This is a genomic window from Ochrobactrum sp. BTU2, assembly GCF_024539785.1.
Classification (GTDB): domain Bacteria; phylum Pseudomonadota; class Alphaproteobacteria; order Rhizobiales; family Rhizobiaceae; genus Brucella; species Brucella anthropi.
In genome coordinates this window covers 143,207-169,990 of the sequence record NZ_JAHWRG010000006.1, presented here as the reverse complement: position 1 = coordinate 169,990, position 26,784 = coordinate 143,207, and the positions used below count along the sequence as shown (strand labels likewise).

Sequence of the window (26,784 nt, the reverse complement as noted above, 5' to 3'; positions counted from 1 at the left end):
GGATCGATGGCAAAAGCAGCGACCCCGAAAACTACCGCCGCGGCCGAAGCGAAGCCAGCAGCGGCGAAAGCTCCAGCCAAAAAGGCTCCGGCGAAGACAGCCGCCGCTAAGTCCGATGCAGCTCCCAAGGCTGCAAAGACCGGCGCAGTCGGCAAGATCACTCAGGTCATCGGCGCTGTTGTCGACGTACAGTTCGAAGACGGTCAGCTTCCGCTGATCCTCAACGCTCTGGAAACCGACAATCTCGGCAGCCGTCTGGTTCTTGAAGTTGCGCAGCATCTGGGCGAGAACACTGTTCGCACCATCGCCATGGACTCGACCGAAGGTCTGGTTCGCGGTCACGAAGTGCGTGACACCGGCAACCCGATCATGGTTCCGGTTGGCGAAGAAACGCTCGGCCGCATCATGAACGTTATCGGTGAGCCGGTTGACGAAGCTGGTCCGATCAAGACCACTGCCCGTCGCGCGATCCACCAGGAAGCTCCAGAGTATATCGAACAGTCGACCGAAGCTGAAATCCTCGTAACGGGCATCAAGGTCGTTGACCTTCTCGCTCCTTATGCAAAGGGTGGCAAGATTGGTCTGTTCGGCGGCGCAGGCGTCGGCAAGACCGTTCTCATCATGGAACTGATCAACAACGTCGCCAAGGCGCACGGCGGTTACTCGGTATTCGCAGGCGTTGGTGAACGTACCCGTGAAGGTAACGACCTTTACCACGAAATGATCGAATCGGGCGTTAACAAGCTCGGTGGCGGTGAAGGCTCGAAGGCCGCGCTCGTTTACGGTCAGATGAACGAGCCTCCGGGTGCGCGCGCTCGTGTTGCTCTGTCGGGTCTGACGGTTGCTGAAAACTTCCGTGACAAGGGTCAGGACGTTCTGTTCTTCGTGGACAACATCTTCCGCTTTACGCAAGCTGGTTCGGAACTTTCAGCTCTTCTCGGCCGTATTCCTTCCGCTGTGGGTTATCAGCCGACGCTGGCAACCGACATGGGCGCGATGCAGGAACGCATCACCACGACGACCAAGGGTTCGATTACTTCGGTTCAGGCAATTTACGTTCCTGCCGACGACTTGACCGACCCTGCACCGGCAACGTCGTTCGCTCACTTGGACGCGACCACGACGCTGAACCGTTCGATCGCTGAAAAGGGTATTTACCCGGCTGTGGATCCTCTTGAATCCACGTCGCGTATGCTCGATCCGATGATCGTTGGTGAAGAACACTACGCCGTTGCCCGTCAGGTTCAGTCGATCCTTCAGCGCTACAAGTCGCTTCAGGACATCATCGCCATCCTTGGCATGGACGAACTGTCGGAAGACGACAAGCTGACCGTTGCGCGCGCTCGTAAGATCGAACGCTTCCTGTCTCAGCCGTTCTTCGTTGCTGAAGTCTTCACCGGTTCGCCAGGCAAGCTGGTTGACCTCGCCGACACCATCAAGGGCTTCAAGGGCCTTTGCGCAGGTGAATACGATCATCTTCCAGAACCGGCTTTCTACATGGTCGGATCGATTGAAGAGGCGATCGAAAAGGCGAAGAAGCTGGCAGCTGAAGCTGCTTGATGAATTGAATTTCCCGGTGGGTCGCAAGGCCCGCCGTGAAAGCCAATCATTTTGTTTAAGCATGTTCTGAAAGTCGGTTTGTTTTCGGGATTGTGCTTTTGAATTCAAGTGAGAACCATGGCTCAAGCTTTCCAATTCGAACTCGTGTCGCCTGAACGGCTCCTGCTGTCCGCGCAGGTGACGGAAGTCGTCATTCCGGGTAGCGAAGGCTATCTGACGGCTCTCGCCGGTCATTCGCCTCTGATGACGACGATCATGCCGGGTGTCGTTTCGGTGAAGCTTGCCGACGGCAAGTCCGACTCCTACGTGGTCTTCGGCGGTTTCGCCGATATCACCCCGCAGGGTTGCACCGTTCTGGCCGAATCGGCGACCCATGTGGACGATATCGACCCGGCAGATATTCAGCGCCGCATTGAACATGCCCGCAAGGCTCTGGACGATGCTTCGTCGAACGAACACCGCACCAAGGCGGAAATCTTCCTGCACCAGCTGATGACGCTGCAGGGAACGATCATGCCAGCCTGATCGGCAGCATTCTATCGTTTTTCGGGAAAGCGGGCTTTTGCCCGCTTTTTCTTTTTCAGATCATCTGCTCTCCAGTGAATTTGTTCGCAGAACTGTCATATTGCCGCTAAATCCCATCACGCTTGCGTGAGTTCAGGAAGTTCGCTTGAAAATAGTTCGCCAGCGATTTATCCAAATCCGTAATCATTAGTTTACTAATATATGAGGCGGTTGGCATGGATACGGCAGATCTTAAAGCTGAAATGATTGATGCCATGGCGAAGGTTAATCGCAGGCTCCGCACTGTTTTCGACGCGCGTGTGAAGGAACGGGGCCTGACCCTGGCGCGGGCGCGCACCCTGCTTGCCTTGATGGAACAGGAAGGCCTCTACCAGAAAGAACTGGCAGAAGCGCTGGAAATTGAGAATGCGACTATGGTCCGCCTGCTCGACGGTCTGGAGCGCCAGTCATTCATCGAACGGCAAACCGTTCAGGGTGACCGCCGCGCCAAGCGCGTGGTGATGACGGCGGAAGGCAAGATTCTGGCTGAACAGGTCGTGAAGCTCGCCGGTGATGTCCGCGAGGATTTGCTGGAAGGTGTAACCGATGAGGAGTTGAGCATCGCGCTCAACGTGCTTCGCAAAATGTCAGAATCGATGAACAAGACCCACTGATCGGGTTGTTTTGCCGTAAGTTTTCATCAGTGTCAGCTACGTCGTTACAACCTGATACGATAACCGTGATGACAATTTCGGCGCATCTGTTCAATTCGTAGCAATTGACGTTTGGCTACGTTCCAGTGAGCCGGTCACCTAGTGCATGTCTCCCCAAAGTGGGAACCGGTTTTGGGAGACATGCGTAAGAACAAAGAGATAGAGTATTTCCAACGATTCAAATGAAACAGGAAATGCTCCGGCAATCACGATCTTGCGAGGACATGCCGTCCTTGTCGCAGATCAAAGATCGCAAGGTCGGTGAGGTCTTGAATACCTGAGTAACACCATTGCTCAGGAGTTCTCATGATACGCCTTTCCAGACCCTCGTACACAGCCGTGGCACTCGCATTTCTGGCGGTGACCGGGACATCAGCCCTCGCATCTGGTTCGCACGAGCATCCGGCGGAAAACGGCAGTGTCAAAGCTCCACTCAACATTGTCCGTCCGGCGAATGACCTGGCATCGCCAATTACAAGAAGCGAGCCAGCGACCATCAAGGTAAAGCTCGATACCGTCGAGGTGACGGGACAGCTCGCAGACGGCGCAGCCTACCACTATTGGACGTTCAACAAGAAGGTCCCCGGCCCGTTCGTGCGCGCCCGAGTAGGTGACACGATCCTGGTGGAGCTCTCCAACAAGGCCGACAGCAGCGAACGTCACAGCGTAGACTTCCATGCTGTGACCGGACCAGGCGGCGGAGCGGCGGCGACCGATGCCGCACCAGGCGAAACCAAGGCCTTCTCGTTCAAGGCGCTGAAACCGGGGCTGTACGTCTATCACTGTGCTGTGCCAATGGCCGCACATCACATCGCCAACGGTATGTATGGCCTGATCCTCGTCGAGCCGGCAGACGATCTGCCGCCCGTTGACCGGGAGTTCTATGTAATGCAGGGCGAGCTCTACACGTCGCAGCCATACGGATCCAAGGGGAAGCTGACCGAGAGCGTCGAACGCCTGCTCAAGGAGGACCCGGAGTACTATGTCTTTAACGGGGCTGCCAATGCACTCACAGGCGACAATGCCCTGACGGCGAAGGTCGGCGAAACCGTACGCATCTACTTCGGTGTCGGCGGACCCAACAAGACGTCGAGCTTTCATGTGATCGGAGAAATCTTCGACAAGGTTTATCAGCTGGGCTCCTTGACGACGGAGCCGCTATCCGATGTCCAGACAATTACGGTCCCACCGGGAGGCGCGGCGGCGGTCGACATCAAGCTGGAAGTTCCCGGCGAATACACTCTGGTGGATCACGCGCTGTCGCGAGCGGCACGCGGATTGGTCGGAACGCTTGTCGTGAGCGGCGAGAACCGTGCCGAACTTTTCCAAAGTGCCATGCCTGTCACGACCGAAGTGGAGCAGGGCGAACACAAGGCTCATTGATTGGGATTGGTTCTTGTGGGATGGACGCCCTTCCGACGGCCTTAGAGCGCATCCCGAAAAGTGTGAAACGGTTTTCGGAAAAGATGCGCGTAAAAACAAATGATTAGAGCGCCGATCTGATTCAATCAGATCGAAACGCGCTCTAATGTGGCAGAATGGATTTGTTGAGCACCATTGAGGAGAGGGCGTCCATCCCTACAAAGCCATATTGGTCGGACGCCGGGTGTCAGGGTGCAAGAGTGCGCAGATAGGCCATCAGTTCACTGGCCGTGTCGCTGGCCCGTTCCGGCTGACGGGAGACGATCGCCTCGATCAGTGTCGCATGGGCATTGGCAGAACCGGCTATGCCGGTCGAGGGGCGAAGGCGGAACCAGAAGCGGCGGCTGTGGGTTTGCAGGGGGGCTGCAATACGCGCGGCATAGGGATTGCTCGCCGCCGCGCCCAGAACAATATCGAATGCCTTGTCGGCATCGAGAAACAGGGCCACATCCTCGTTGGGGATGGCCTGCCGCATGGCGGCTGCAGCGGCTTCAAGCCGTTCATAATCGCGAGGGCTGCCAAAGCGTGCGGCATCGCGCGCCAGAACGCGCTCGACACCTTCGCGGGCATCCAGCACCTTGATGAAATCCGTCGGATCGATGGCCGCGATGGCAATGCCCGAGCGCGGACGCACTTCCACGAGACCTTCCCAGGCGAGCCTCTGAATGGCTTCGCGCATCGGCGTGCGGCCCATACCGGTCAGCTCGATCAGCGTGCGCTCGTTGACAACGGTGCCCGGTTCGAGTTCCAGTGTGACGATGGAGCGCTCCAGAATGCGATAGGCTTGCTCGGCGAGGCTTTCGCTACCCCAGCTGTCCATGGTCGCCAACGGCATGTTTGCCGGGCTCCGCGTCAACCTGTCTCGAACGTTTGCTTCTTCCATGCCTGTCCATGCCCTGTGGTTACGACGATTGACATAGTGCAATCTTACAGATATATCTCTGATATATCAATATGAGGTGATTTGAGTTTGTCGATCCCTAACTTTGCCTTTGTGGCTTTTTCAAGCGATGGCGAACTTTCAGCACAGTGTCATTCCAAAAAATCGATGGACAGAGCCGAAAGGCTGGCATTGAACATACTGAACGCCAATTGCTCGAAGCGTCGACATTGTCCGGTTCTTTGGCAAGGCTATAGGCAAAAATGAATCCGGTGGGGAGCCGCACAAGATGAAATCTGATCCGCAGGGTCAGCAGGATATTCTCATTATCGGTGGCGGTATTGTCGGGGTTGCCACTGCCGCCCTGCTTGCCGAGGCTGGACGCGAGGTTTTGGTCGTCGACAGAACCGGTATTTGCGAAGAGACCAGTTCTGGCAATGCTGCGGCGCTCGCTTTTTCGGACATTCTTCCGCTGGCCTCCAAGGGAGTCATGCGCAAGGTGCCAGGCTGGCTGATGGACCCGCTTGGTCCGTTTACGATCCGTCCTTCCTATTTTCCCAAAATGGTGCCGTGGCTCTACCGCTTCTGGCGCGCAAGCAGCGCGGATGCATTGGCGAAAACTGCAATTGCGCAGGCTGACATCATGCGTCTTGCCGGCAGCGAGATGATGGCGTTGATCGACAGGGCAGGGCTGCGCGGAAGATTGCGCGAGAATGGCAATCTGGAGCTTTATGAAAGCGAAGCCGAACTCGCTGCCTCACAGCCGGGCTGGGATGTTCGCGAACAAGCCGGAATTGCCTATGAACATGTGCGCGGTGACCGGCTTGCCGAACTGCAGCCCGGCCTGAACCCGCGTTTCGTTGCCGGAACTTTCGTTCCCGGCTGGAAGAATGTCAGCGATCCGAAACTGTTCGGCAAGGCGATCTGGGCTTATGCCCAGAGCAAGGGTGCGCGCTTCCTTCAGGCCAAGGTCACGAATGCAAAGCCGGGCCATGGCGGGGCGAGCGTTCATCTTGAGGATGGAACGAAAATCAAGACGACGCATCTTGTCCTTATGGCGGGCGCATGGTCTCGCGATCTTGCCAAGGGTTTTGGTGATGCGGTGCCGCTCGATACGGAACGCGGCTACAACACGACGCTGCCAGTGGGCAGTTTCGATGTGAAACGGCAATTGACCTTTCCTGGCCATGGCTTTGTCATCACGCCGATGGAAACCGGCCTGCGTGTCGGTGGTGCGGTGGAATTCGGCGGGCTCGACCTGCCACCAAATTTCGCGCGATCTGAAGCCATGCTTAAGAAGGCTTCCATGTTTCTGCCGGGCTTTCGGACAGAGGGCGGGCGACAGTGGATGGGCTATCGGCCATCCATGCCGGATTCCGTACCGGTCATCGGCCGGGCCTCGGCAGGTGGCAACATCTATTACGGCTTCGGCCATGGCCATCTCGGCCTCACGCAATCGGCGGCAACCGGGCGGCTTATCCGTGATCTCATCACGGGGGCTGCGCCTGCAATCGATATCGAACCTTTCAAGCCACAACGTTTTCGGAACTGACCATCATGGCAAGACATTCCTTCTTCTGCGTCGACGGACATACATGCGGCAACCCCGTGCGTCTCGTGGCTGGCGGCGGGCCGAACCTCGAAGGTTCGACCATGATGGAAAAGCGCGCGCATTTTTTGCGCGAGTATGACTGGATCCGTACTGGTCTTATGTTCGAGCCGCGCGGCCATGACATGATGTCCGGCTCCATTCTCTACCCGCCGACACGTCCCGATTGCGATGTTGCGGTGCTTTTTATTGAAACCTCGGGGTGTCTGCCGATGTGCGGTCACGGCACCATCGGAACCGTGACGATGGCGATAGAGCAGGGGCTGGTGACGCCGAAGACACCGGGCAAGCTCAATCTGGATACGCCTGCCGGTCTGGTGGCGATCGAGTATGAGCAGAACGGCCAGTATGTCGAGCGCGTTCGTCTCACCAATGTTCCGGCTTTCCTTTATGCTGAAGGACTTGAGGTCGAATGCCCGGACCTTGGCAACCTCAAGGTCGATGTGGCTTATGGCGGCAATTTCTACGCTATCGTCGAGCCGCAAGAAAATTACACCGATATGGAAGATTATTCTGCGCTGCAGCTGATTGCCTGGAGTCCGATACTGCGTGAGCGGTTAAATGAGAAGTACAAATTCCAGCATCCGCTGCTGCCGGATATCAACCGTCTGAGCCATATTCTGTGGACTGGGAAGCCGAAACATCCGGAAGCGCATGCCCGCAATGCCGTCTTCTACGGCGACAAGGCAATCGACCGTTCGCCATGCGGAACCGGTACGTCTGCTCGCATGGCGCAACTGGCTGCCAAGGGCAAATTGAAGCCCGGCGACGAGTTTGTGCATGAATCCATCATCGGGTCGCTTTTCCATGGCCGTGTGGAACGTGCTACCGAAGTTGTAGGCCAGGACCGCACATTGCCGGCGATTATTCCTTCAATTGCGGGCTGGGCACGCATGACGGGATATAATACGATCTTCATCGACGACCGTGATCCCTTTGCACATGGGTTTACGGTCGCGTAAAGTGGGTACGGTCGGTAATTTTAATGCTGGCCCCCAATTTTTTGGCTTTTCGGCCATGTAGAAAGTATGGAATAAGGCGTCCTGGGTAGGAGAAAAAAACATATACAGGACGTTTAGTAGGGGACATAACTAGTTTGTGGAGGGATGATGCCCTTAGTCTTTTGTCTGAGGCAAAAGGGGGTTGCATTCCTCTATACAGCCGTTAGGTGTAAAGAGCCGGGAATAAAATGAAGGCGCACGAAATAAAGATGCGTCAATAAAATCCCGGGCGGTAAAATGGGTGGCTTCTCGATGGAATATTTCTTCCAGCAGGTGATCAACGGGCTCGCGCTCGGCTCGATCTATGGCCTGATCGCCATCGGCTACACGATGGTCTATGGCATTATCGGCATGATCAACTTTGCTCATGGCGATGTCTTCATGCTCGGCGCCTTCATGGCGCTGATTGTTTTTCTCATGATCACAACCTTCATTGGAGCATTGCCGATTGCGCTGATGCTTCTTCTGATGATGATCGTCGCCATGTTGCTGACGGGTTTGTGGAGCTGGACGATCGAGCGCGTGGCCTACCGGCCGCTGCGTGGTTCGTTTCGCCTCGCACCGTTGATCACGGCTATCGGCATGTCGATTGCCTTGTCCAACTTCGTACAGGTAACGCAGGGTCCGCGTAACAAGCCGGTGCCTCAGCTGCTGAACGGTTCCTACAATATCATGGGAACCAACGTGACGATCTCGCTGAAGCAGATTGTGGTCATTGTGGTGACAGCCGTGCTGCTGACGATCTTCTGGTATATCGTCAATCGCACCTCGCTTGGTCGCGCGCAGCGTGCCTGTGAGCAGGATCGCAAAATGGCAGCGCTTCTCGGCATCAATGTCGATCGGGTCATTTCGCTCACCTTCGTGATGGGTGCGATGCTCGCGGCTGTGGCCGGTACGCTCTACCTCTCCTTCTACGGTGTGATTTCCTTTGCCGACGGGTTCATCCCTGGCGTGAAGGCGTTCACGGCGGCAGTTCTGGGCGGTATCGGATCGCTTCCGGGTGCTGTGGTCGGTGGCTTGCTCATCGGTCTCATCGAGGCATTGTGGTCGGCGTATTTCTCGATCGACTACAAGGACGTTGCCGCGTTTTCGATCCTCGCCATCGTGCTGATCTTCATGCCGTCCGGCATTCTTGGCCGTCCTGAAGTCGAAAAGGTTTAATCATGGCTGCACAGTCGAGTTCACGCCCGGATTCCCTTTTTGGCCGGGCCATTCGTGAAGGGTTCTTCGCCGGTCTTCTGGCTCTGGGTCTCTTCTGCCTCATCATCGGTTTCAAGACCGATCAGAACATCAACAACGAACTGGTGCTCGTTCAGCGCTGGGGCACACTGGCCGTCATGGTCGCGCTCGCTGCGGTTGGTCGTTTCCTGTTCGTTGCCTTCCTTCAGCCAACGCTGGAGGCGCGCAAGCTTGCCAAGAGCAAGCAGCCGACCGCTGCGGTCGACGAAAGCCCGTCTTTCGTGCGCCGCAACTTCTCGCGCCTCGGCGTTGCCTTCCTTTTTGTCTACCCGGTCCTGATCGTCACCTTTCTGGGCTGGCAGGGATCGCTCAAATGGGTCGATAATTTCGGCGTTCAGATCCTCATCTATGTGATGCTGGCCTGGGGCCTCAACATCGTGGTGGGCCTCGCCGGTCTTCTCGATCTGGGTTACGTCGCCTTCTATGCAGTCGGCGCCTATTCCTATGCACTCCTGTCGGCCTATTTCGGTCTGTCCTTCTGGATGCTGCTGCCGATTGCCGGTATTCTTGCTGCAACATGGGGCGTCATTCTGGGCTTTCCGGTCTTGCGTCTGCGCGGTGACTATCTTGCCATCGTGACGCTTGCCTTCGGTGAAATCATCCGTCTGGTGCTCATCAACTGGACAGATGTCACCCGCGGCACCTTCGGCGTTTCCGGCATTGCCAAGGCAACCTTCTTCGGCCTGCCTTTCAATGCCAGCAAGGACGGTTTTGCGGCCCACTTCGGCCTCACCTTCTCGGCGGCGCATTACAAGTTCTTCCTCTATTACGTCATCCTTCTGCTGGCGCTGCTGACGGCCTGGGTCACCATCCGTCTGCGCCGCATGCCGGTTGGCCGTGCTTGGGAAGCACTGCGTGAAGATGAAATTGCCTGCCGTTCGCTTGGCATCAACACCACCACGACCAAGCTCACGGCCTTTGCCACGGGCGCGATGTTCGGTGGTTTTGCCGGTTCCTTCTTTGCAGCACGCCAGGGCTTCGTCAGCCCGGAATCCTTCGTGTTTCTCGAATCCGCCGTCATTCTTGCCATCGTCGTTCTGGGCGGCATGGGCTCCCTGGTCGGTATCGCCATTGCTGCGATCGTCATGATCGGCGGCACTGAAATCCTGCGTGAAATGAGCTTCCTGAAAGCGATTTTCGGCCCAGATTTCACGCCGGAACTCTATCGCATGCTCATCTTCGGCCTTGCCATGGTCGTGGTCATGGTCTGGAAACCGCGCGGTTTCGTCGGAAGTCGAGAACCCAGTGCCTTCCTGCATGAGAAGAAGATGGTGTCGGGTGCCTTTACCAAGGAAGGGCACGGCTGATGGCGGAGATAAGCACTATGTCTGGCACTGCGCCTGATAAAGCCGAATTGGGCAACACTGAAAAAGACACGATCCTGCAGGTCGAGCATCTTTCGATGCGCTTTGGCGGTCTCGTCGCCATCAACGATCTGAGCTTCAATGTGAAGCGTGGGGATATCACGGCGATCATCGGCCCGAACGGTGCAGGCAAGACCACGGTCTTCAACTGCATCACCGGCTTCTACAAGCCGACGGGCGGCATGCTGACGATGAACCGGAAGACGGGCGACAAGTTCCTGCTGGAACGCCTGCCCGACTTCCAGATCACCAAGCAGGCCAAGGTGGCGCGTACCTTCCAGAACATTCGCCTGTTCTCGGGTCTCACTGTTCTGGAGAACCTGCTGGTCGCGCAGCACAACACGCTGATGCGTTCGTCGGGCTTCACGATCCTCGGTCTTCTCGGTTTGCCCGGCTACAAGTCTGCGGCGAAGGATGCGATTGAAAAAGCGCGTCACTGGCTGGAGAAAATCAACCTGATCGGTCGTGCGGACGATCCGGCAGGCGATCTGCCTTATGGCGATCAGCGCCGTCTGGAAATCGCCCGCGCCATGTGCACCGAGCCGGAAATTCTTTGCCTCGATGAACCGGCCGCCGGTCTCAATCCGCGTGAATCGGCAGAGCTCAACAAGCTCCTGCTCGATATCCGCAAGGAAACCGGGACGTCAATCCTGCTGATCGAGCACGACATGTCGGTGGTCATGGAAATCTCCGATCATGTGATCGTGCTGGAATACGGCACCAAGATTTCTGACGGTGCTCCAGAAGCAGTCAAGAATGATCCGCGCGTTATTGCCGCTTATCTCGGCGTCGATGACGAAGAGATTGCCGAGCTTATCGAAGAGGCGGACAAGCCGGGTACCGGTGATGCGGCGGACTTCGTGGCGGCACAACTCGCCGAGGAAGCCATCGAGGAAGAAATTGCCGAAGAGACAGGTGAAGCATCGTCCGGACGCGTTTCTCTCACCGGTGGTCTGGCGGAGGCACGTGGTGGCAAGGCCGATAACCTGACCCTCATCAAGGGTATCGGCGCGGTCAACGAAAAGAAGCTTCACGAACACGGGATCTATCATTTCGATCAGATTGCCGCCTGGAGCGACGCGGACATTGTGGACGCTGAAACCTATCTGGAATTCGACGGGCGTATCGCGCGCGAAGACTGGGTCGGGCAGGCCAAACAACTTGCCGCTGGTCAGGCGACAGAGTTCTCCGAGCGCGTTGAACAGGGTGATGTTCCGACGAGCCATAAGACTGCTCCCGTAAAGGCTGCCAAAAGCGGTGGTGCGAAACGCGCTAAAGCACCGACTAAAACCGCGGCCAAGCCCAAGAAGGGAGGCGAATGATGCAGGCCGAAACCATGCAGAAAAAGCAACCGCTTCTGGCCGTCGAGAAGGTCGAGACCTATTACGGCAATATTTGTGCCCTCAAGGGCATTGACCTTACCGTCGATGAGGGCGAGATCGTCGCGCTGATTGGCGCTAACGGTGCCGGCAAGTCGACGCTTATGATGACGATCTTCGGCTCGCCGAAGGCGCGTACCGGCCGCATTCTCTTCAACGGCATGGATATTACATCCATGCCGCCGCATGAGATTGCCAAGCTGCGCATTGCGCAGTCTCCGGAAGGCCGTCGCATCTTCCCGCGCATGACGGTTTTGGAAAATCTCCAGATGGGCGCAAGTCTCGATCATCAGCAACACTTCGAAGAAGACGTGAAACTGATGTTCGACCTGTTCCCGCGCCTGAAGGAACGCATCAACCAGCGTGGCGGCACGCTTTCGGGCGGCGAACAGCAGATGCTGGCCATTGCCCGCGCGCTGATGGCGCGTCCGAAGCTCTTGCTTCTGGATGAACCGTCGCTCGGTCTGGCACCGCTGATCGTGAAGCAGATTTTCGAAGCGATCAAGGAACTGAACCGCACGCAGGGGCTGACGGTGTTCCTCGTTGAGCAGAACGCATTCGGTGCTCTCAAGCTCGCAGACCGTGGCTATGTGATGGTCAACGGCTCGATCACCATGAGCGGCGCTGGCCGCGAATTGCTGGCCGATCCGGAAGTCCGCGCCGCCTATCTCGAAGGCGGAAGGCACTAGGAGGATAAGATGCAGGGTATTCTCTACGAAGAATCGTCATTCTGGTTGTTTTTCCTCATCACCTGTCTGCTGGGCGGCTGGGCCGCCTGGATGACGGGGCGTGCCTGTGCTTCGACGTGGCGCACCTATCCGCAGCTTCTGCTCTATCTGATCCCGCTGGGAGCTGCGGTGCGCTTCATCCATTTCGCACTGTTTGAGGGAACGCTTCTTTCGTTCCACTATTATCTGGTGGATACGATCGTCCTGATGATCATAGGTACGGTCGGCTTTCGCTTCACCCGCACCAAGCAGATGGTGCGGCAATATAGCTGGCTTTATGAAAAAGCTTCGCCTCTCAGCTGGAAGGCAAAATAATTTTAAAGCTTCGCCGTCATGCGGCGAAGCTTTTTTGTAAGATCACGTTGACAGTAATAAGATTCAGCGTAGATATTGCTGAGTATTCAGCAAGAAAATAAGGCGATGCAAAACATCGTTTCGGGGTAAATACAATGATGGGAGTTCCAACAATGAAGAAATCACTTTTCTCAGGCGTTGCTCTTGCAGCAGTTATGGCTTTCGGGGGCTCGGCTTGGGCTGATGTTCTTGTCGGTATTGGTGCGCCACTGACGGGCCCAAATGCCGTTTACGGTGCGCAGATCCAGAAGGGCGCGGAAGCGGCCATCAAGGAAATCAACGATGCGGGCGGCATCAACGGCGAAAAAATCGCGATCACTCTCGGCGATGACGTATCGGATCCGAAGCAGGGTATCTCGGTTGCCAACAAGTTCGCAGCTGATGGCGTGAAATACGTTATCGGTCACTTCAATTCGGGCGTTTCGATCCCGGCTTCGGACGTTTATGCCGAAAACGGCATTCTCGAAATCTCGCCTGCTGCGACCAACCCGGTCTATACAGAGCGCCAGCTCTGGAACACGTTCCGTACCTGCGGTCGCGACGATCAGCAGGGCATCGTGGCCGGTCAGTATATTTTCGACAATTTCAAAGACGGGAAAATTGCCGTCATTCACGACAAGACCCCTTATGGTCAGGGCCTTGCCGATGAAACCAAGAAGAAGCTCAACGAGCTTGGCGTCAAGGAAGCCGTCTATGAAGGCGTGAATGTTGGCGAGAAGGATTTCTCGGCTCTGATCGCCAAACTGAAACAGCAGGGCGTTACGGTCCTTTATTGGGGTGGTCTGCACGCTGAAGCCGGTCTGATTATCCGTCAGCTTGCCGATCAGGGGCTGAAGGTCCAGTTTATCTCTGGCGACGGTATCGTTTCCAACGAGCTGGCCTCCATCGCAGGCGATGCGGTTGCCGGTACGCTGAATACGTTTGGCCCAGACCCGCGCAATAACCCGAACAATGCCGATTTGGTGAAGAAGTTCCGCGATGCTGGCTTCGAACCGGAAGCCTACACGCTTTACTCTTACGCTGCCGTTCAGTCTCTGGCTGGGGCTGCGAAGGCTGCCGGAAGCAACGACCCGCAGGAAGTTGCCAAGGCGCTTAAGGAAAAGGGTCCGTTCAAGACCGTGCTTGGCGACCTGTCCTATGACGAAAAGGGCGATCCGAAGCTTCCAGGCTATGTCATGTACAAGTGGGAAAAGGGCGCTGACGGGAAATATACTTACATTCAGCAGTAAGTTTCGCTTACATTCTTTCCCGATGAATGGAAATGCCCGGCTTCAAGCCGGGCATTTTCGTTTCGATGGCGTCGGTCCGCATAAAGTCATGCGGAAAAAGCAAGATATAGACTAAATCATTACTTTACTTCGGTATTGAACGTGATTGTATCTAGCTTGACGGCTGAATATAGGGCGAATCTCTATATCCAGTCTCGCGTTCTGGTGGGAGGAGCAGTTTCAGCGCGGGCAGTTTCAAGCCCGAATTGCGTTTCTGGCGCTGATGCAGTCTCCCATTCGAATATCAGGTTTATGCAACGCCTCTGGTGTTGCTGTTCATGCCTGCAAAAAATGGCGGTCATCTGATCCTGTCAGACTGCCGCTCTGAATGACTATTTTGACGTGTGTCTCGAAAATCGTTTCATACCTTTCGGGATGCGCTTAGTGGGAGCAACTGAAATGAAGAAATCCTTATTCTGCGGCGTCTGCCTTTCGGCACTGGTTGCGATGGGTGGCGTGTCTTCTGCCGACATCCAGCTCGGCGTCGGCGCACCGTTGACCGGCAGCCAGGCAGCTTTCGGCGAGCAGATCAAGCGCGGTGTCGAAGCGGCTGTCGCAGAAGCCAATGCCAAGGGCGGCATGAACGGCGAGCAGATCACCATCGTCTATGGCGACGACGCTGCCGATCCGAAGCAGGGCATTTCCGTTGCAAACAAGTTCGTGGGTGATGGTGTTCAGTTCGTTATCGGTCACTTCAATTCCGGCGTCAGCATTCCGACGTCGGACATCTATGCTGAAAACGGCGTGCTGATGATCGCGCCCGGCACCACCAACCCGACCTTCACCGAGCGCGAACTTTGGAACACGTTCCGCACCTGCCGTCGCGATGACCAGCAGGGCATCGTTGCCGGCAAATATATCGCCGACAATTACAAGGACGGCAAAGTCGCAATCCTTCACGACAAGACCCCTTACGGTCAGGGCCTTGCCGACGAAACCAAGAAGTCGCTCAACGACAACGGCATGAAGGAAACGCTCTACGAAGGTGTAAACCAGGGCGACAAGGACTTCTCCGCGCTCATCTCCAAGATGAAGGCTGCTGGCATTACTGCTGTTTACTGGGGCGGCATGCATCCGGAAGCGGGACTGCTCATCCGTCAGATGGATGATCAGGGCCTCAAGGCACAGTTCATTTCGGGCGATGGCATCGTGTCCAACGAACTTGCCTCGATTGCCGGTGATGCTGTTGGTGGTGTCATGAACACTTTCGGTCCCGATCCGCGCGACGACAAGTCGAATGCGGAACTGATCAAGGCATTCCGCGACAAGGGTTTTGAGCCCGAAGCCTATACCTTCTATGCCTATGCCGGTGTGCAGTCGCTGGTCAATGCCGCCAATGCTGCCGCAAGCAACGATCCGCAGGAAGTTGCAACCGCGATGAAGGAAAAGGGTCCATTCAAGACCGTGCTTGGCGACATCTCGTTCGACGCCAAGGGCGATCCGAGCCTTTCGCCTTACGTCATGTTCGAATGGCGCAAGGGTGAAGACGGCAAGTATAATTACTTCCAGAAGTAATGGAGCATTTCCAGCAAAAGTGCGAAGCGGTTTTGCGTTGGATAATGCGAGAACACAGATGCTTAGAACGGTTCTGATGATTGCTTCATAATAGGAACCACTCTTGTGCCTGATATATTAGCATAAAGTGCTACAAAATTCATCAATCTGCCCGGCATTTAGTCGGGCATTTTGTTTTTATCTCCCTGTTGCACAGTTTGTTTGCGCTTGTGTCTATTGCAGGTTAAGCAATGGCGCCTTTGTCATTGCAGTTAGGGAGATCTGCCTTGTCTTTCGCCCAAAAGCCTATCCGGAAAATTCTGGTCGCCAACCGATCTGAAATCGCAATCCGCGTATTCCGCGCCGCCAATGAGCTGGGGCTCAAAACGGTGGCCATATGGGCTGAGGAAGACAAACTTTCCCTGCATCGCTTCAAAGCTGATGAAAGTTATCAGGTCGGTCGCGGTCCGCATCTGGATCGAGATCTTGGTCCGATTGAAAGCTATCTTTCTATCGATGAGATTATCCGCGTCGCCAAGGTTTCGGGCGCCGATGCGATCCACCCCGGCTATGGCCTTTTGTCCGAAAGCCCGGAATTTGCTGAAGCCTGCGCTGAAAATGGCATCATCTTCATCGGCCCGAAGCCGGAGACCATGCGCCGCCTCGGCAACAAGGTTGCGGCACGCAATCTCGCCATTGAAATCGGCGTGCCGGTGGTTCCAGCCACCGACCCGCTTCCCGACGATATTGAGGAAGTGAAGAAACTTGCGGCAGAAATCGGCTATCCGCTGATGCTGAAGGCAAGCTGGGGCGGTGGCGGTCGCGGCATGCGTGCTATCCGCGCCGAGGCTGATCTTGCCCGTGAAGTGACGGAAGCCAAGCGCGAGGCCAAGGCCGCATTCGGCAAGGATGAGGTTTATCTCGAAAAGCTGATTGAACGCGCGCGCCATGTCGAAGTGCAGATACTGGGCGATACCCATGGCAATGCGGTTCATCTTTTCGAGCGTGACTGCTCGATCCAGCGCCGCAACCAGAAGGTCGTGGAGCGCGCACCGGCGCCCTATCTCGATGACGCGCAGCGTCAGGAACTGGCAGGCTATGGTCTGAAGATTGCCCATGCGACCGATTATATCGGCGCGGGTACTGTCGAGTTCCTGATGGATGCCGATAGCGGCAAGTTCTATTTCATCGAGGTCAACCCGCGCATTCAGGTCGAGCACACGGTGACCGAACAGGTGACCGGTATCGATATCGTCAAGGCGCAGATTCATATTCTCGAAGGCTTTGCCATAGGCACGCCGGAATCGGGTGTGCCGCGTCAGGAGGATATTCGCCTTAATGGCCATGCGCTCCAGTGCCGTATCACCACGGAAGATCCGGAACAGAACTTCATTCCTGATTATGGACGCATTCAGGCCTATCGCTCGGCGTCGGGCTTCGGCATTCGTCTGGATGGCGGTACGGCCTATTCGGGTGCGTTCATCACCCGCTACTACGATCCGCTGCTGGTCAAGGTGACTGCTTCAGGCGCAACGCCTCTGGAAGCCATTCGCCGGATGGATCGCGCCTTGCGCGAATTCCGCATCCGTGGCGTGGCGACGAATCTTACCTTCCTGGAAGCGATCATCAATCATCCGAAGTTTCAGGCAAACGACTACACGACGCGCTTCATCGACACGACGCCGGAACTGTTCGAGCAGGTCAAGCGGCAGGATCGTGCCACCAAGCTTCTAACCTATATCGCCGACGTGACGGTCAATGGCCATCCAGAAACCAAGGGGCGCGCAAAGCCGGCTAAGGATGCCGCCAAGCCGCGCGTGCCGTGGTTCGGCGATAAGCCGGTCGCTGATGGCACCAAGCAGCGTCTGGACCAGCTTGGGCCGAAGAAGTTCGCGGAATGGGTGCGCAACGAAAAGCGTGCGCTGATTACCGATACGACCATGCGCGACGGCCATCAATCGCTTCTGGCGACGCGCATGCGCACATACGACATTGCCCGCATCGCCAATTCCTATGCGCAGGCACTGCCGAATCTGTTTTCGCTGGAATGCTGGGGCGGTGCGACATTCGACGTTTCGATGCGCTTCCTCACCGAAGACCCGTGGGAGCGTCTGGCGCTGGTGCGTGAAGCGGCGCCGAACCTTCTTTTGCAGATGCTTTTGCGCGGTGCAAACGGCGTCGGCTACAAATCTTATCCCGATAATGTCGTAAAATATTTCGTGCGCGAGGCAGCACGCGGCGGCATCGATCTGTTCCGCGTTTTCGACAGTCTGAACTGGGTCGAAAACATGCGCGTATCGATGGATGCGGTGCTGGAGGAAAACAAGCTCTGCGAAGCAGCGATCTGTTACACAGGTGATATTCTCAATCCGGAACGCGCCAAGTATGACCTCAAATATTACGTCAATCTGGCGAAGGAAGTTGAAAAAGCTGGCGCGCATATCATTGCGGTGAAGGATATGGCGGGGCTTTTGAAGCCTGCCGCGGCCCGCGCCCTGTTCAAGGCGCTACGCGAGGAAACCGATCTGCCGATCCATTTCCATACGCATGATACGTCGGGCATTTCGGCGGCGACCGTACTTGCCGCGATCGATGCGGGCGTGGATGTGGTCGATGCGGCGATGGACGCTCTCTCCGGCAACACATCGCAGCCTTGCCTCGGTTCCATTGTCGAGGCACTGCACGGTTCCGAGCGCGATCCGGGCCTTGATCCGGATTCGATCCGCCGCATCTCTTTCTATTGGGAAGCCGTACGCAACCAGTATGCCGCCTTCGAAAGCGACCTCAAGGGACCAGCTTCAGAAGTTTATCTGCATGAAATGCCGGGTGGTCAGTTCACCAACCTGAAAGAGCAGGCCCGTTCGCTGGGACTTGAAACCCGCTGGCATGAGGTGGCGCAGGCCTATGCTGATGTGAACCGCATGTTCGGCGATATCGTCAAGGTCACGCCATCCTCCAAGGTTGTGGGCGACATGGCACTGATGATGGTCAGTCAGGACCTGACGGTTGCCGACGTCGAAAATCCGGCAAAGGACATTGCTTTCCCGGATTCCGTGGTGTCGATGATGCGCGGCGATCTTGGCCAGCCGCCATCGGGATGGCCGAAGGCGCTTCAGAAAAAGATTCTGAAGGGCGAAGAGCCGTTTACCGTGCGTCCCGGTGCCCTGCTGGAACCTGCCGATCTGAACGCCGAGCGTGAAGGGTTCGAGGAGACAGTCGATCGCAAGATTTCCGATCAGGAATTCGCGTCGGCACTGATGTATCCGAAGGTCTTCACCGATTATGCATCCGCGCAGGAAACCTATGGTCCGACAAGTGTTCTGCCAACGCCGGTCTATTTCTACGGCCTGAAGCCGGAAGAAGAAGTCTTCGTCGATCTGGAGCGCGGCAAGACGCTGGTGATCGTCAATCAGGCAATGAGCGAAACCGATGAGAAGGGCATGGTGACGGTGTTCTTCGAGCTGAATGGTCAGCCGCGCCGCATCAAGGTGCCGAACCGGGCCAAAGGCGCTTCTGGCGGTGTGCGTCGCAAGGTGGAAGCCGGGAACGACAGGCAGGTTGGTGCACCGATGCCGGGTGTCGTATCAACGGTTGCCGTGGCGACCGGCCAGGCGGTTACGCAGGGTGATGTGCTGCTTTCCATAGAGGCGATGAAGATGGAAACCGCCATCCATGCCGAACGCGATGGCACTATCACGGAAGTGCTGGTACGTCCCGGCGAACAGATCGATGCCAAGGATTTGCTCGTCGTCTACTCGTAACAGTTATGGGCTTCTGTCAAAGTGGATCGATCTTCGGATCGCGTTCCAGGTCTCCTTTTCCCTCATCCTGAGGAGCCGTTGAAAACGGCGTCTCGAAGGGCGAGGGAAATGCACAACGCCTACCCTCGTCTTTCGACAAGCTCAGGATGAGGGGGAAGCGTAGCGGCCCATCAGAGACCGTAACTGTCGCTTTCGAGTCGTTAAAAGCATCAGAAACGTTAATGCCGTGCCTGTCAAAAGGTACGGCTTTTTTTGCGCTTGCAGGGTTCCCAAAATCTGATATGCATGTTTGTGCCGATTTATGCATGATTGTGCATGATAAGGAGGGTGGTGGTGACAGAGCTTCTGCTTCACGAAAGACAGGCGCGCATTCAGGAACTGCTACAGCAGTCTGGTCGTGTACTGGCTGCTGAACTGGCTGAAAGTTTCGGCGTGTCCGAGGATACGATCCGGCGCGATCTGCGCGAGATGGCGGCGGCGGGGCTCTGCAAGCGTGTCTATGGCGGCGCGTTGCGTGCCGTGCCCGAGCCTTCTCCGCTCGCAGAACGGGATTCCGAGCGACCACAAGCGAAAGCCGCCCTGGCTGCGGTCCTTGCGGAACTGGTCGAACCCGGCATGACGGTGTTTCTCGATGCATCTTCGGTGAATACGGCTCTGGCGCGGCTTTTGGTCGAACGCGGTGAAGCCATCACCGTCGTCACCAATACGCCGTCTATCGCTGCAATTCTTATGGGCTCGCCGGAAATTGAGCTGATCATGATTGGTGGTCCCATCGACCGGCGGGTGAGTGCCGCCGTCGGCGCGCGCGCGTTGCGTGATGCGGAACTGCTGCGGCCTGATCTTTGTGTTTTGGGCGCGTGCGGTATTGCCGCCGAAATCGGCGTAACGGCGCTGCATCTGGACGATGCGGAATTCAAGCGAGTGATAGCCGGACGCAGCCGGGTGGTGGCATTGGCCATTACGAGCGACAAGCTCGGTACGGTTGCCGCCCATGATGTTGTTCCCCTGGACGATGTCGGTGTCATGGCTGTCGAGTATGATGCGGATGAAGCAGCGCTTGCGCCCTATGCGACATCGGATATGAAGATTTTACGTGCGGCAGCGGACCGCAACTGAGGGACAGATGGAACAGGTTTCCGGACGCGAAGATGCGGCGCCTGCGCGTGCGCCGATTGTAACCAGAGAGCGGATTGCCGTTGCGCTACTCTTTCTGATGAACGGCTATATTTTCGGCGGCTGGGCCCCGAAAATTCCGGAATTTGCCGAACGCCTCGGACTTGATAGTGCAGGCATGGGGTTGATGATCCTCGTCTTCGGCCTTGGTTCTCTGGCCATGATGCCGGTCGCAGGTGCGCTTTCAGCACATCGCGGTTCGGGCATGGTGGTGCGCATTTTTGCACTCGCCTTTATCCCGGCGCTGCTCATCATCGCACTGGTGCCGAATGTGGTCACGGCTGTGATCGTGATGTTCTATTTCGGCGGGACCATGGCTGCGATGGATGTGTCGATGAACGCCAATGCGGTCGCGGTCGAGAAAAAAATGCGCCGGGCAATCATGTCGTCCTGCCATGCATTCTGGAGCCTCGGCGGCCTTATCGGTGCTGCGACAGGCGGCTTTCTTATCGCGCAATTCGGATCGACCGTTCATGCGCTGGTGACAACGATTGTCGCCGCAATCCTGATTGCTATCGCATGGCCTTCGATCATCCCGGACACGGAGCATCATCATCCAAGCGGCGAAAAGCAGAAGCTGACCTTGCCGCGCAATCCTCTGCCATGGCTTGTCGGTGTCATGGCGCTGTTTTCCATGGTGCCGGAAGGGGCGATTCTCGATTGGGGCGCCTATCATATGCGCCAGGATCTGGGCGCCTCCGTCACGGTGGCAGGCTTCGGCTTCGCAGCCTTCTCGGGTTCAATGGCTATCATGCGTTTTGCAGGCGATCTGGTCCGCGACCGGTTCGGTGCAGTCAAAACCCTTCGTGCCTGCACGATCATTGCAATCATCGGCATGCTGATCGTCGGTTTCGGAAACAGCTCAGCAACGGCGATTATCGGCTTCGCGATCTGCGGGATCGGTATTTCCAACATGGTGCCGATCGGCTTCTCGATGGCTGGTAACATGCCGGGCGTCAATCCGAGTGTCGGCCTGTCCATCGCAACGACGCTCGGCTATTCGGGTATGCTGGTGGCACCGTCGCTGATCGGTTTTGTTGCCAAGCATAGCGGCTTTGGCGTGGTGTTTCTGGCGCTTCCGGTCTTGCTGCTGGTCGTGCTGGCCTTTTCAAGTCTGGCCCGATACGCGGATCATAAGCATTAAGCTTTCTTATGCCGCGCATCTTATCCGAAAACCGGTTTCCACTTTTCTGGATGCGCTATTCTGCTGTCCAGCCGCCATCGACAGGAATGGCAGCGCCATTGATCTGCGCTGCCGCATCGCTTGCGAGGAAAGCGGCAAGGGCGCCGATCTGTGCGGTGGTGACGAATTCCTTCGTCGGCTGCTTATCTAGCATCACTTCGCGGATCACGGTTTCGCGGTCCATGTGGTAGGCCTTCATCTGGTCCGGTATCTGCGCTTCGACAAGCGGCGTCAGCACATAGCCGGGACAGATGGAATTGGCCGTGATCTTTGCGGTTGCAAGTTCCAGCGCCAGTGTTTTGGTAAAACCGACAATGCCATGCTTGGCGGCAACATAAGCCGACTTGAACGGCGATGCCACGAGGCCGTGGGCTGAAGCGATATTGATAATGCGGCCCCAGCCGGTCTTGCGCATATGCGGGATCGAGGCAGCCGAGGTGTGAAAGGCCGATGTCAGGTTTATCGCGATGATGCGGTCCCATTGTTCGGCCGGAAACTCCTCGACGGGAGACACATGCTGGATACCGGCGTTGTTGACGAGAATGTCCACACTGCTGAACTGCTTTACCGTTTCTGCGATCAGTGCGCGGCATTGGTCGGCCTTCGACATGTCGGCCGCAATATAGACCACGCTGACGCCATGTTCCTCGCCGAGCTTGCGTGCGAGGGTATGATCCTCCTCACGGTCGGTGAAAGAGTTGATCACGACGTTGTGTCCTGCCGCCGCCAGCGCATGGGCTATACCGAGGCCGATCCCGGAATTCGATCCGGTGACGATTGCGGTCTTGCAGGCAGATGCAGCATTCATGCGTGATTTCCTCCTTGTTCCCGGCGACATAATGAGAGGGCGACAAGGCAACGGCAAGCGATTATATAAAGCGAGAGCCGGATATACGCAGACCCAGATATATGCGGGCCTCAATATACGCGGGCGTTGACATTCGCGTCGCGCTGCGCCACCTGAGAACAGGTACAGTTAAGAACAGAGCAAAATGTCTTCCGAGGCCGTCAGCTATTTTTCGCATCCATTTCCTCGTCGCCAGTCGGTTGGCGTCAGTGTCGGTGGCGTTATCGTCGGCGGCAGTGCGCCCGTCGTCGTGCAGTCAATGACCAACACGGACACAGCGGATGTGGACTCTACGGTCGCGCAGGTGGCTGCACTTCACCGTGCCGGTTCGGAAATCGTGCGCATCACGGTGGATCGCGATGAATCGGCTGCTGCCGTGCCTAAAATCCGCGAACGGCTGGAGCGTCTGGGGCATGATGTACCGCTGGTCGGCGATTTCCATTATATCGGTCACAAACTGCTGGCCGATCATCCGGCCTGTGCGGAAGCGCTTGCAAAATATCGTATCAATCCGGGCAATGTCGGCTTCAAGGACAAGAAGGACAAGCAGTTCGCTGATATCGTCGAAATGGCGATCCGTTACGACAAGCCGGTGCGTATTGGTGTGAACTGGGGATCACTCGATCAGGAACTCCTGACCACGCTGATGGATCGCAATCAGGACGCTGGCGCGCCATTGAGCGCACAGGAAGTCATGCGCGAGGCCATTGTGCAGTCGGCTCTGATTTCCGCCAATCTTGCCGAAGAGATCGGTCTTGGCCGCGACAAGATCATTCTGTCGGCCAAGGTCAGTCAGGTGCAGGACCTGATCGCCGTCTATACGATGCTGGCGCAGCGTTCCAATCATGCGCTGCATCTCGGCCTCACCGAAGCAGGCATGGGCACCAAGGGCATTGTCGCTTCGTCGGCGGCTATGGGTATTCTGCTGCAGCAGGGCATTGGCGACACAATCCGCATTTCGCTTACCCCTGAACCCGGCGGCGACCGCACCCGCGAAGTGCAGGTTTCGCAGGAGCTTCTGCAGACCATGGGCTTCCGGCAATTTATTCCGATTGTTGCGGCGTGCCCCGGTTGCGGTCGTACGACATCGACCGTGTTTCAGGAACTGGCCCAGACCATTCAGGACGATATCCGCCGCAACATGCCGGTCTGGCGCGAGAAATATCCCGGCGTAGAAGCGCTGTCGGTTGCCGTGATGGGCTGCATTGTCAACGGGCCGGGCGAATCGAAGCACGCTGATATCGGCATCTCGCTTCCCGGCACGGGCGAAACGCCGTCCGCACCGGTCTTTGTCGATGGCAAGAAAGTCACGACGTTGCGCGGTCCTGCTATTGCCGAGGACTTCCAGAAAATGGTTGCCGATTACATCGAGAACCGCTTCGGACTCGATCAGAAAATCGCTGCTGGCCAGAACTAAGCGGTACAGGTGACCGCGCGCGTAGCGGTCTCTGGTGTAGCCTTTAATGTTGCTGCCCAGAAGATGAGCGTGACAAGGCTGATGCCTGCGCCAAGCAGGCAAACGCCATTCCAGCCTGCATAAGCATAGACCCAGGTTGAAACCGCCGAACCGCTTGCGCTGCCGATGGAATAGAAAACCATATAGGCGGCGGTGAGCCTGTTCTGCGCGTCTGGGCGTACACGGTAGATCATCGCCTGATTGGTGACGTGGACAGCCTGAAGGCCGAAGTCGATAATCAGCACACCTGCGATCAGCCAGAGTAGCGAATGTCCCAGCAGGGCTATCAGACCCCATGACATGAACATCAGCAGCAAAGCGATGCCTGTCATTCGCTGGGCATAACCCCGGTCGGCAACACCGCCAGCACGCGACGCGGCAAGCGCTCCTGCAGCACCTGCCAGTCCGAACAGACCGATCTCTGCATGGCTCAGTTCGAAGGGTGGTGCACTGAGCGGCATGACCAGTGGCGCGAGCAAAGTGGTAATATTGGCGAAGATCAGCATGGCGATGATGGCGCGAATGCGTAGTACCGGCTCGGAGCGAAACAGCGTCACAAGCGACAGAATGAGTGCCGGATAGCTAACGCTGGTCGGCTGCCGCTTTTGGTCGGGCAGGCTGCGCCACAGCAGGAGCGCGATCAAAAGCGTGAGAATAGCGGAAACGAAGTAGACGCTGCGCCAGCCGCCAATGTCGGTGAGCGCGCCGGCTATCGCGCGCGCCAGCAATATGCCGAGCACGATGCCGCTGGTTACGATGCCAACCACATGGCCGCGTCGCGCCGGTGCTGCGAGGCTGGCCGCATAGGCGACAAGTGCCTGTGTGACGACGGCGAGCAGGCCCATAGTGGCCATGGCGACCAGAAGCACGGTGGCATTGGCCGCAAAGCCGATTGCGATCAGGGACAGGACCGACAGAAGGAAATGCGTGATGATGAGTTTGCGCCGGTTGAAGAGGTCGCCAAGCGGGACGAGAAAGATCAAGCCGATTGCATAACCGAGCTGGCTGGCGGCGACGATGAGACCTGCTGTTGAGCGTTTGAGGCCAAGGTCATCGGCCATCACATCGAGCAGCGGGTGAGCAAAGTAGACATTGGCTACCGCCAGTCCGCTTGCAGCCGCAAACAGAAAAAGGGTAGTCGAGGAAAGCAAAGGGCGTGCATCAGGGTTCGCGGACAGCGTTGCTGCCGCGCCGGTTGAAGGTTGCATGACGGACTCCTGCAAAACGGTTTTAAAATGAAACCATTTTGCTTGTAGCGAAAAAGGTTTTATATTGCAACCAGATTGCAATCTGTGGAGTTAACATGGTTCGAAAGAAAAGCATGAAAGGCGATTATTGCCCGAGTGCGCGCGCGCTTGATGTGATCGGCGACTGGTGGTCGCTGCTGATCGTCCGTGAAGCCTTCGACGGCGTGACACGTTTCAGCGCCTTTCAGAAGAATCTCGGAATCGCCCGCAATATTCTCTCGGAACGTCTGCGCAAGCTGACGGGAGAGGGAATCATGGAATCCGTGCCAGACCCTAATGGTGGCGCGCATCAGGAGTATCGCCTGACGGCAAAAGGGCGCGATCTGCTGCCTGTCATCGTGTCGCTCAGGCAATGGGGAGAAAAGCATCTCTTTGCGCCGGGTGAAACTCATTCGCGTCTTGTCGACAGCGTTTCAGGCGAGGACGTGGCCGCGCTTGATGTGCGTTCTCAGGACGGGCGCATGCTTTCCGCTGACGATGTGGTTATCGTCAAGGTACGTGAAGACGATATTTAAGTCGTTGTTTTTACACATTTTCTTGAGAAAAATCGGTTCCCGCTTGCGGGAGACATGCTTTAGCTCTGCCGTTCGGCGATGAAGCGGGCGGCCTGCTTCAGGATATCCGCATCCTTGCCAAAAGGTGCCAGCAAGCTTTCCGCCTGGGCAACCAGTCCGGACAGTTGCTTGCGGGTCCAGTCGATGCCGTGGAGTGAAACCAGCGTGGCCTTTCCGGCGGCGGCATCTTTACCAGTGGCCTTGCCCATCGCCTCGGCGTCGGCGGTCACGTCCAGAAGATCGTCCGCCAGCTGGAAGGCAAGGCCAATAGCGGAGCCGAATTCGGCCATGCGCTCGCGGTCTTCGCTGGATGCATTGGCGATGATGGCTCCGGCCTCGCAGGCGAAGCGGATCAATGCGCCAGTCTTCATTGCCTGCAACGTGATGATGCCGGCTTCGTCAGGCTTGCTGGTTTCGGCCATCAGATCGAGAGCCTGTCCGCCCACCATGCCACCGAGACCGGATGCACGGGCGAGCGCTGAAACCAGTTGCAGGCGAATTGCTGCATCGAGATCGGTTTCATCCGACGAGATGATATCGAAAGCATAGGTCAGAAGGCCGTCACCGGCCAGAATGGCGGCAGCTTCATCAAATGCCTTGTGCACGGTCGGCTGGCCGCGCCGCAGGTCATCGTCATCCATGGCTGGCAGATCGTCATGGACAAGCGAATAGCAGTGAATGCATTCGAGCGCGGCTGCAACACGCAGAACGGCGTCGCTACCTTTGCCGAACAAAGCGGCACTTTCGACAACGAGAAAAGGCCGGAGGCGCTTGCCACCGTTCAGGACACCATGCCGCATGGCGGCGAGCAGCCGTTCCGGGCGGGCGATTTCTCCCGTCTTGAGGCGCTGGTCCAGAAGGCCCGTCAGTGCCATTTCTACTTCCATGGCACGATGGTTGAGAATGGCGGTGAAATCGGTCGACAGCTTTTCCATGTCAAAGGGGATGGACGAAAGCGCTGATTTGGTCAACTGGCCACAACGATCAGCACAGGCTTTTTCATTTGAACGTCACGAAACGGCGTGTTTCGACTTGTTTCCCCGGTTGG

At 56.9% G+C, this 26,784-nt stretch carries 22 protein-coding genes; 18 read left to right on the top strand and 4 right to left on the bottom strand.

Annotated elements, in window-relative coordinates:
• Window positions 1-6: 6 nt before the first annotated feature.
• From atpD to nirK, 4 genes are all read left to right on the top strand, one after another.
• The gene (gene atpD, locus KWJ32_RS19275; RefSeq protein WP_012091261.1) at window positions 7-1,560 is read left to right on the top strand and encodes a F0F1 ATP synthase subunit beta; all 1,554 of its coding nucleotides are present in this window, start codon (window positions 7-9) and stop codon (window positions 1,558-1,560) included.
• Between the two features lie 117 nt (window positions 1,561-1,677).
• The gene (locus tag KWJ32_RS19270) at window positions 1,678-2,085 is read left to right on the top strand and encodes a F0F1 ATP synthase subunit epsilon (protein ID WP_010661464.1); all 408 of its coding nucleotides are present in this window, start codon (window positions 1,678-1,680) and stop codon (window positions 2,083-2,085) included.
• Window positions 2,086-2,300: 215 nt separating this feature from the next.
• Window positions 2,301-2,738 (top strand): MarR family transcriptional regulator, encoded by a 438-nt coding sequence (locus KWJ32_RS19265; protein WP_012091262.1) that lies wholly within the window; start codon window positions 2,301-2,303, stop codon window positions 2,736-2,738.
• A gap of 345 nt (window positions 2,739-3,083) precedes the next feature.
• Window positions 3,084-4,160: a copper-containing nitrite reductase gene (gene nirK / locus KWJ32_RS19260; RefSeq protein ID WP_040129083.1), complete on the top strand. Its 1,077-nt coding sequence runs from the start codon at window positions 3,084-3,086 to the stop codon at window positions 4,158-4,160.
• A 226-nt stretch (window positions 4,161-4,386) separates the two neighbouring features.
• Here nirK and KWJ32_RS19255 read toward each other — a convergent pair whose 3' ends face one another.
• Complete coding sequence (locus KWJ32_RS19255) at window positions 4,387-5,082, bottom strand: GntR family transcriptional regulator (RefSeq protein WP_010661461.1); 696 nt, start codon at window positions 5,080-5,082, stop codon at window positions 4,387-4,389.
• A 286-nt stretch (window positions 5,083-5,368) separates the two neighbouring features.
• Here KWJ32_RS19255 and KWJ32_RS19250 point away from each other — a divergent pair, with 286 nt between their 5' ends.
• The 12 genes from KWJ32_RS19250 to KWJ32_RS19195 all read left to right on the top strand — a co-directional run bounded on the left by KWJ32_RS19250 (window position 5,369) and on the right by KWJ32_RS19195 (window position 21,593).
• Window positions 5,369-6,631, top strand: coding sequence for an FAD-dependent oxidoreductase (locus KWJ32_RS19250; RefSeq protein WP_094514221.1), 1,263 nt, complete (start codon window positions 5,369-5,371; stop codon window positions 6,629-6,631).
• A 5-nt stretch (window positions 6,632-6,636) separates the two neighbouring features.
• Entirely contained in the window at window positions 6,637-7,650 is a 1,014-nt protein-coding gene (locus tag KWJ32_RS19245) for a 4-hydroxyproline epimerase (protein WP_012091266.1), read from the top strand.
• A 291-nt stretch (window positions 7,651-7,941) separates the two neighbouring features.
• Window positions 7,942-8,850, top strand: a complete 909-nt coding sequence (locus tag KWJ32_RS19240; protein WP_010661458.1) for a branched-chain amino acid ABC transporter permease — start codon at window positions 7,942-7,944, stop codon at window positions 8,848-8,850.
• Between the two features lie 2 nt (window positions 8,851-8,852).
• The gene (livM, locus tag KWJ32_RS19235) at window positions 8,853-10,235 is read left to right on the top strand and encodes a high-affinity branched-chain amino acid ABC transporter permease LivM (RefSeq protein WP_125300883.1); all 1,383 of its coding nucleotides are present in this window, start codon (window positions 8,853-8,855) and stop codon (window positions 10,233-10,235) included.
• A 17-nt stretch (window positions 10,236-10,252) separates the two neighbouring features.
• On the top strand, window positions 10,253-11,614 hold the full coding sequence (locus KWJ32_RS19230; protein ID WP_012091268.1) for an ATP-binding cassette domain-containing protein: 1,362 nt from the start codon (window positions 10,253-10,255) through the stop codon (window positions 11,612-11,614).
• On the top strand, window positions 11,614-12,360 hold the full coding sequence (locus tag KWJ32_RS19225; protein ID WP_012091269.1) for an ABC transporter ATP-binding protein: 747 nt from the start codon (window positions 11,614-11,616) through the stop codon (window positions 12,358-12,360). Before KWJ32_RS19230 ends, KWJ32_RS19225 begins: the two co-directional genes overlap by 1 nt.
• A gap of 9 nt (window positions 12,361-12,369) precedes the next feature.
• On the top strand, window positions 12,370-12,714 hold the full coding sequence (locus tag KWJ32_RS19220; RefSeq protein ID WP_010661454.1) for a DUF6867 family protein: 345 nt from the start codon (window positions 12,370-12,372) through the stop codon (window positions 12,712-12,714).
• Between the two features lie 152 nt (window positions 12,715-12,866).
• Window positions 12,867-13,982 carry a branched-chain amino acid ABC transporter substrate-binding protein gene (locus KWJ32_RS19215; RefSeq protein WP_010661453.1) on the top strand — a complete coding sequence of 372 codons (1,116 nt, stop codon included), beginning with the start codon at window positions 12,867-12,869 and terminating at the stop codon, window positions 13,980-13,982.
• 438 nt (window positions 13,983-14,420) lie between these two features.
• Window positions 14,421-15,536: a branched-chain amino acid ABC transporter substrate-binding protein gene (locus KWJ32_RS19210; protein WP_012091270.1), complete on the top strand. Its 1,116-nt coding sequence runs from the start codon at window positions 14,421-14,423 to the stop codon at window positions 15,534-15,536.
• Between the two features lie 266 nt (window positions 15,537-15,802).
• A complete protein-coding gene (pyc, locus tag KWJ32_RS19205) occupies window positions 15,803-19,276 on the top strand; it encodes a pyruvate carboxylase (RefSeq protein ID WP_040129084.1) in 3,474 nt (1,157 codons plus the stop codon).
• Between the two features lie 330 nt (window positions 19,277-19,606).
• On the top strand, window positions 19,607-20,392 hold the full coding sequence (locus tag KWJ32_RS19200) for a DeoR/GlpR family DNA-binding transcription regulator (RefSeq protein WP_040129085.1): 786 nt from the start codon (window positions 19,607-19,609) through the stop codon (window positions 20,390-20,392).
• A 7-nt stretch (window positions 20,393-20,399) separates the two neighbouring features.
• On the top strand, window positions 20,400-21,593 hold the full coding sequence (locus tag KWJ32_RS19195) for an MFS transporter (protein WP_012091273.1): 1,194 nt from the start codon (window positions 20,400-20,402) through the stop codon (window positions 21,591-21,593).
• 55 nt (window positions 21,594-21,648) lie between these two features.
• Here the strand turns inward: KWJ32_RS19195 and KWJ32_RS19190 are convergent, their stop codons facing one another.
• A complete protein-coding gene (locus KWJ32_RS19190; RefSeq protein WP_012091274.1) occupies window positions 21,649-22,440 on the bottom strand; it encodes a 3-hydroxybutyrate dehydrogenase in 792 nt (263 codons plus the stop codon).
• A gap of 184 nt (window positions 22,441-22,624) precedes the next feature.
• Here KWJ32_RS19190 and ispG point away from each other — a divergent pair, with 184 nt between their 5' ends.
• Window positions 22,625-23,896, top strand: a complete 1,272-nt coding sequence (gene ispG, locus KWJ32_RS19185; RefSeq protein WP_010661447.1) for a flavodoxin-dependent (E)-4-hydroxy-3-methylbut-2-enyl-diphosphate synthase — start codon at window positions 22,625-22,627, stop codon at window positions 23,894-23,896.
• On the opposite strand, the gene KWJ32_RS19180 is transcribed toward ispG, so the two are convergent.
• On the bottom strand, window positions 23,893-25,143 hold the full coding sequence (locus KWJ32_RS19180; RefSeq protein ID WP_012091275.1) for an MFS transporter: 1,251 nt from the start codon (window positions 25,141-25,143) through the stop codon (window positions 23,893-23,895). The genes ispG and KWJ32_RS19180 overlap by 4 nt on opposite strands.
• Before the next feature lie 95 nt (window positions 25,144-25,238).
• Between KWJ32_RS19180 and KWJ32_RS19175 the strand changes: the two genes are divergently transcribed.
• Entirely contained in the window at window positions 25,239-25,697 is a 459-nt protein-coding gene (locus KWJ32_RS19175; protein ID WP_012091276.1) for a helix-turn-helix domain-containing protein, read from the top strand.
• 59 nt (window positions 25,698-25,756) lie between these two features.
• Here KWJ32_RS19175 and KWJ32_RS19170 read toward each other — a convergent pair whose 3' ends face one another.
• The gene (locus KWJ32_RS19170; RefSeq protein WP_012091277.1) at window positions 25,757-26,671 is read right to left on the bottom strand and encodes a polyprenyl synthetase family protein; all 915 of its coding nucleotides are present in this window, start codon (window positions 26,669-26,671) and stop codon (window positions 25,757-25,759) included.
• Between the last annotated feature and the right edge of the window lie 113 nt (window positions 26,672-26,784).

What these genes read in the sequence shown, in the direction of transcription:
- atpD (WP_012091261.1), top strand. Translation starts at nt 7, where the DNA reads ATGGCAAAAGCAGCGACCCCGAAAACTACCGCCGCGGCCGAAGCGAAG.
- KWJ32_RS19270 (WP_010661464.1), top strand. Translation starts at nt 1,678, where the DNA reads ATGGCTCAAGCTTTCCAATTCGAACTCGTGTCGCCTGAACGGCTCCTG.
- KWJ32_RS19265 (WP_012091262.1), top strand. Translation starts at nt 2,301, where the DNA reads ATGGATACGGCAGATCTTAAAGCTGAAATGATTGATGCCATGGCGAAG.
- nirK (WP_040129083.1), top strand. Translation starts at nt 3,084, where the DNA reads ATGATACGCCTTTCCAGACCCTCGTACACAGCCGTGGCACTCGCATTT.
- KWJ32_RS19255 (WP_010661461.1), bottom strand. Translation starts at nt 5,082, where the DNA reads ATGGAAGAAGCAAACGTTCGAGACAGGTTGACGCGGAGCCCGGCAAAC.
- KWJ32_RS19250 (WP_094514221.1), top strand. Translation starts at nt 5,369, where the DNA reads ATGAAATCTGATCCGCAGGGTCAGCAGGATATTCTCATTATCGGTGGC.
- KWJ32_RS19245 (WP_012091266.1), top strand. Translation starts at nt 6,637, where the DNA reads ATGGCAAGACATTCCTTCTTCTGCGTCGACGGACATACATGCGGCAAC.
- KWJ32_RS19240 (WP_010661458.1), top strand. Translation starts at nt 7,942, where the DNA reads ATGGAATATTTCTTCCAGCAGGTGATCAACGGGCTCGCGCTCGGCTCG.
- livM (WP_125300883.1), top strand. Translation starts at nt 8,853, where the DNA reads ATGGCTGCACAGTCGAGTTCACGCCCGGATTCCCTTTTTGGCCGGGCC.
- KWJ32_RS19230 (WP_012091268.1), top strand. Translation starts at nt 10,253, where the DNA reads ATGTCTGGCACTGCGCCTGATAAAGCCGAATTGGGCAACACTGAAAAA.
- KWJ32_RS19225 (WP_012091269.1), top strand. Translation starts at nt 11,614, where the DNA reads ATGCAGGCCGAAACCATGCAGAAAAAGCAACCGCTTCTGGCCGTCGAG.
- KWJ32_RS19220 (WP_010661454.1), top strand. Translation starts at nt 12,370, where the DNA reads ATGCAGGGTATTCTCTACGAAGAATCGTCATTCTGGTTGTTTTTCCTC.
- KWJ32_RS19215 (WP_010661453.1), top strand. Translation starts at nt 12,867, where the DNA reads ATGAAGAAATCACTTTTCTCAGGCGTTGCTCTTGCAGCAGTTATGGCT.
- KWJ32_RS19210 (WP_012091270.1), top strand. Translation starts at nt 14,421, where the DNA reads ATGAAGAAATCCTTATTCTGCGGCGTCTGCCTTTCGGCACTGGTTGCG.
- KWJ32_RS19195 (WP_012091273.1), top strand. Translation starts at nt 20,400, where the DNA reads ATGGAACAGGTTTCCGGACGCGAAGATGCGGCGCCTGCGCGTGCGCCG.
- KWJ32_RS19190 (WP_012091274.1), bottom strand. Translation starts at nt 22,440, where the DNA reads ATGAATGCTGCATCTGCCTGCAAGACCGCAATCGTCACCGGATCGAAT.
- ispG (WP_010661447.1), top strand. Translation starts at nt 22,625, where the DNA reads ATGTCTTCCGAGGCCGTCAGCTATTTTTCGCATCCATTTCCTCGTCGC.
- KWJ32_RS19180 (WP_012091275.1), bottom strand. Translation starts at nt 25,143, where the DNA reads ATGCAACCTTCAACCGGCGCGGCAGCAACGCTGTCCGCGAACCCTGAT.
- KWJ32_RS19175 (WP_012091276.1), top strand. Translation starts at nt 25,239, where the DNA reads ATGGTTCGAAAGAAAAGCATGAAAGGCGATTATTGCCCGAGTGCGCGC.
- KWJ32_RS19170 (WP_012091277.1), bottom strand. Translation starts at nt 26,671, where the DNA reads ATGGAAAAGCTGTCGACCGATTTCACCGCCATTCTCAACCATCGTGCC.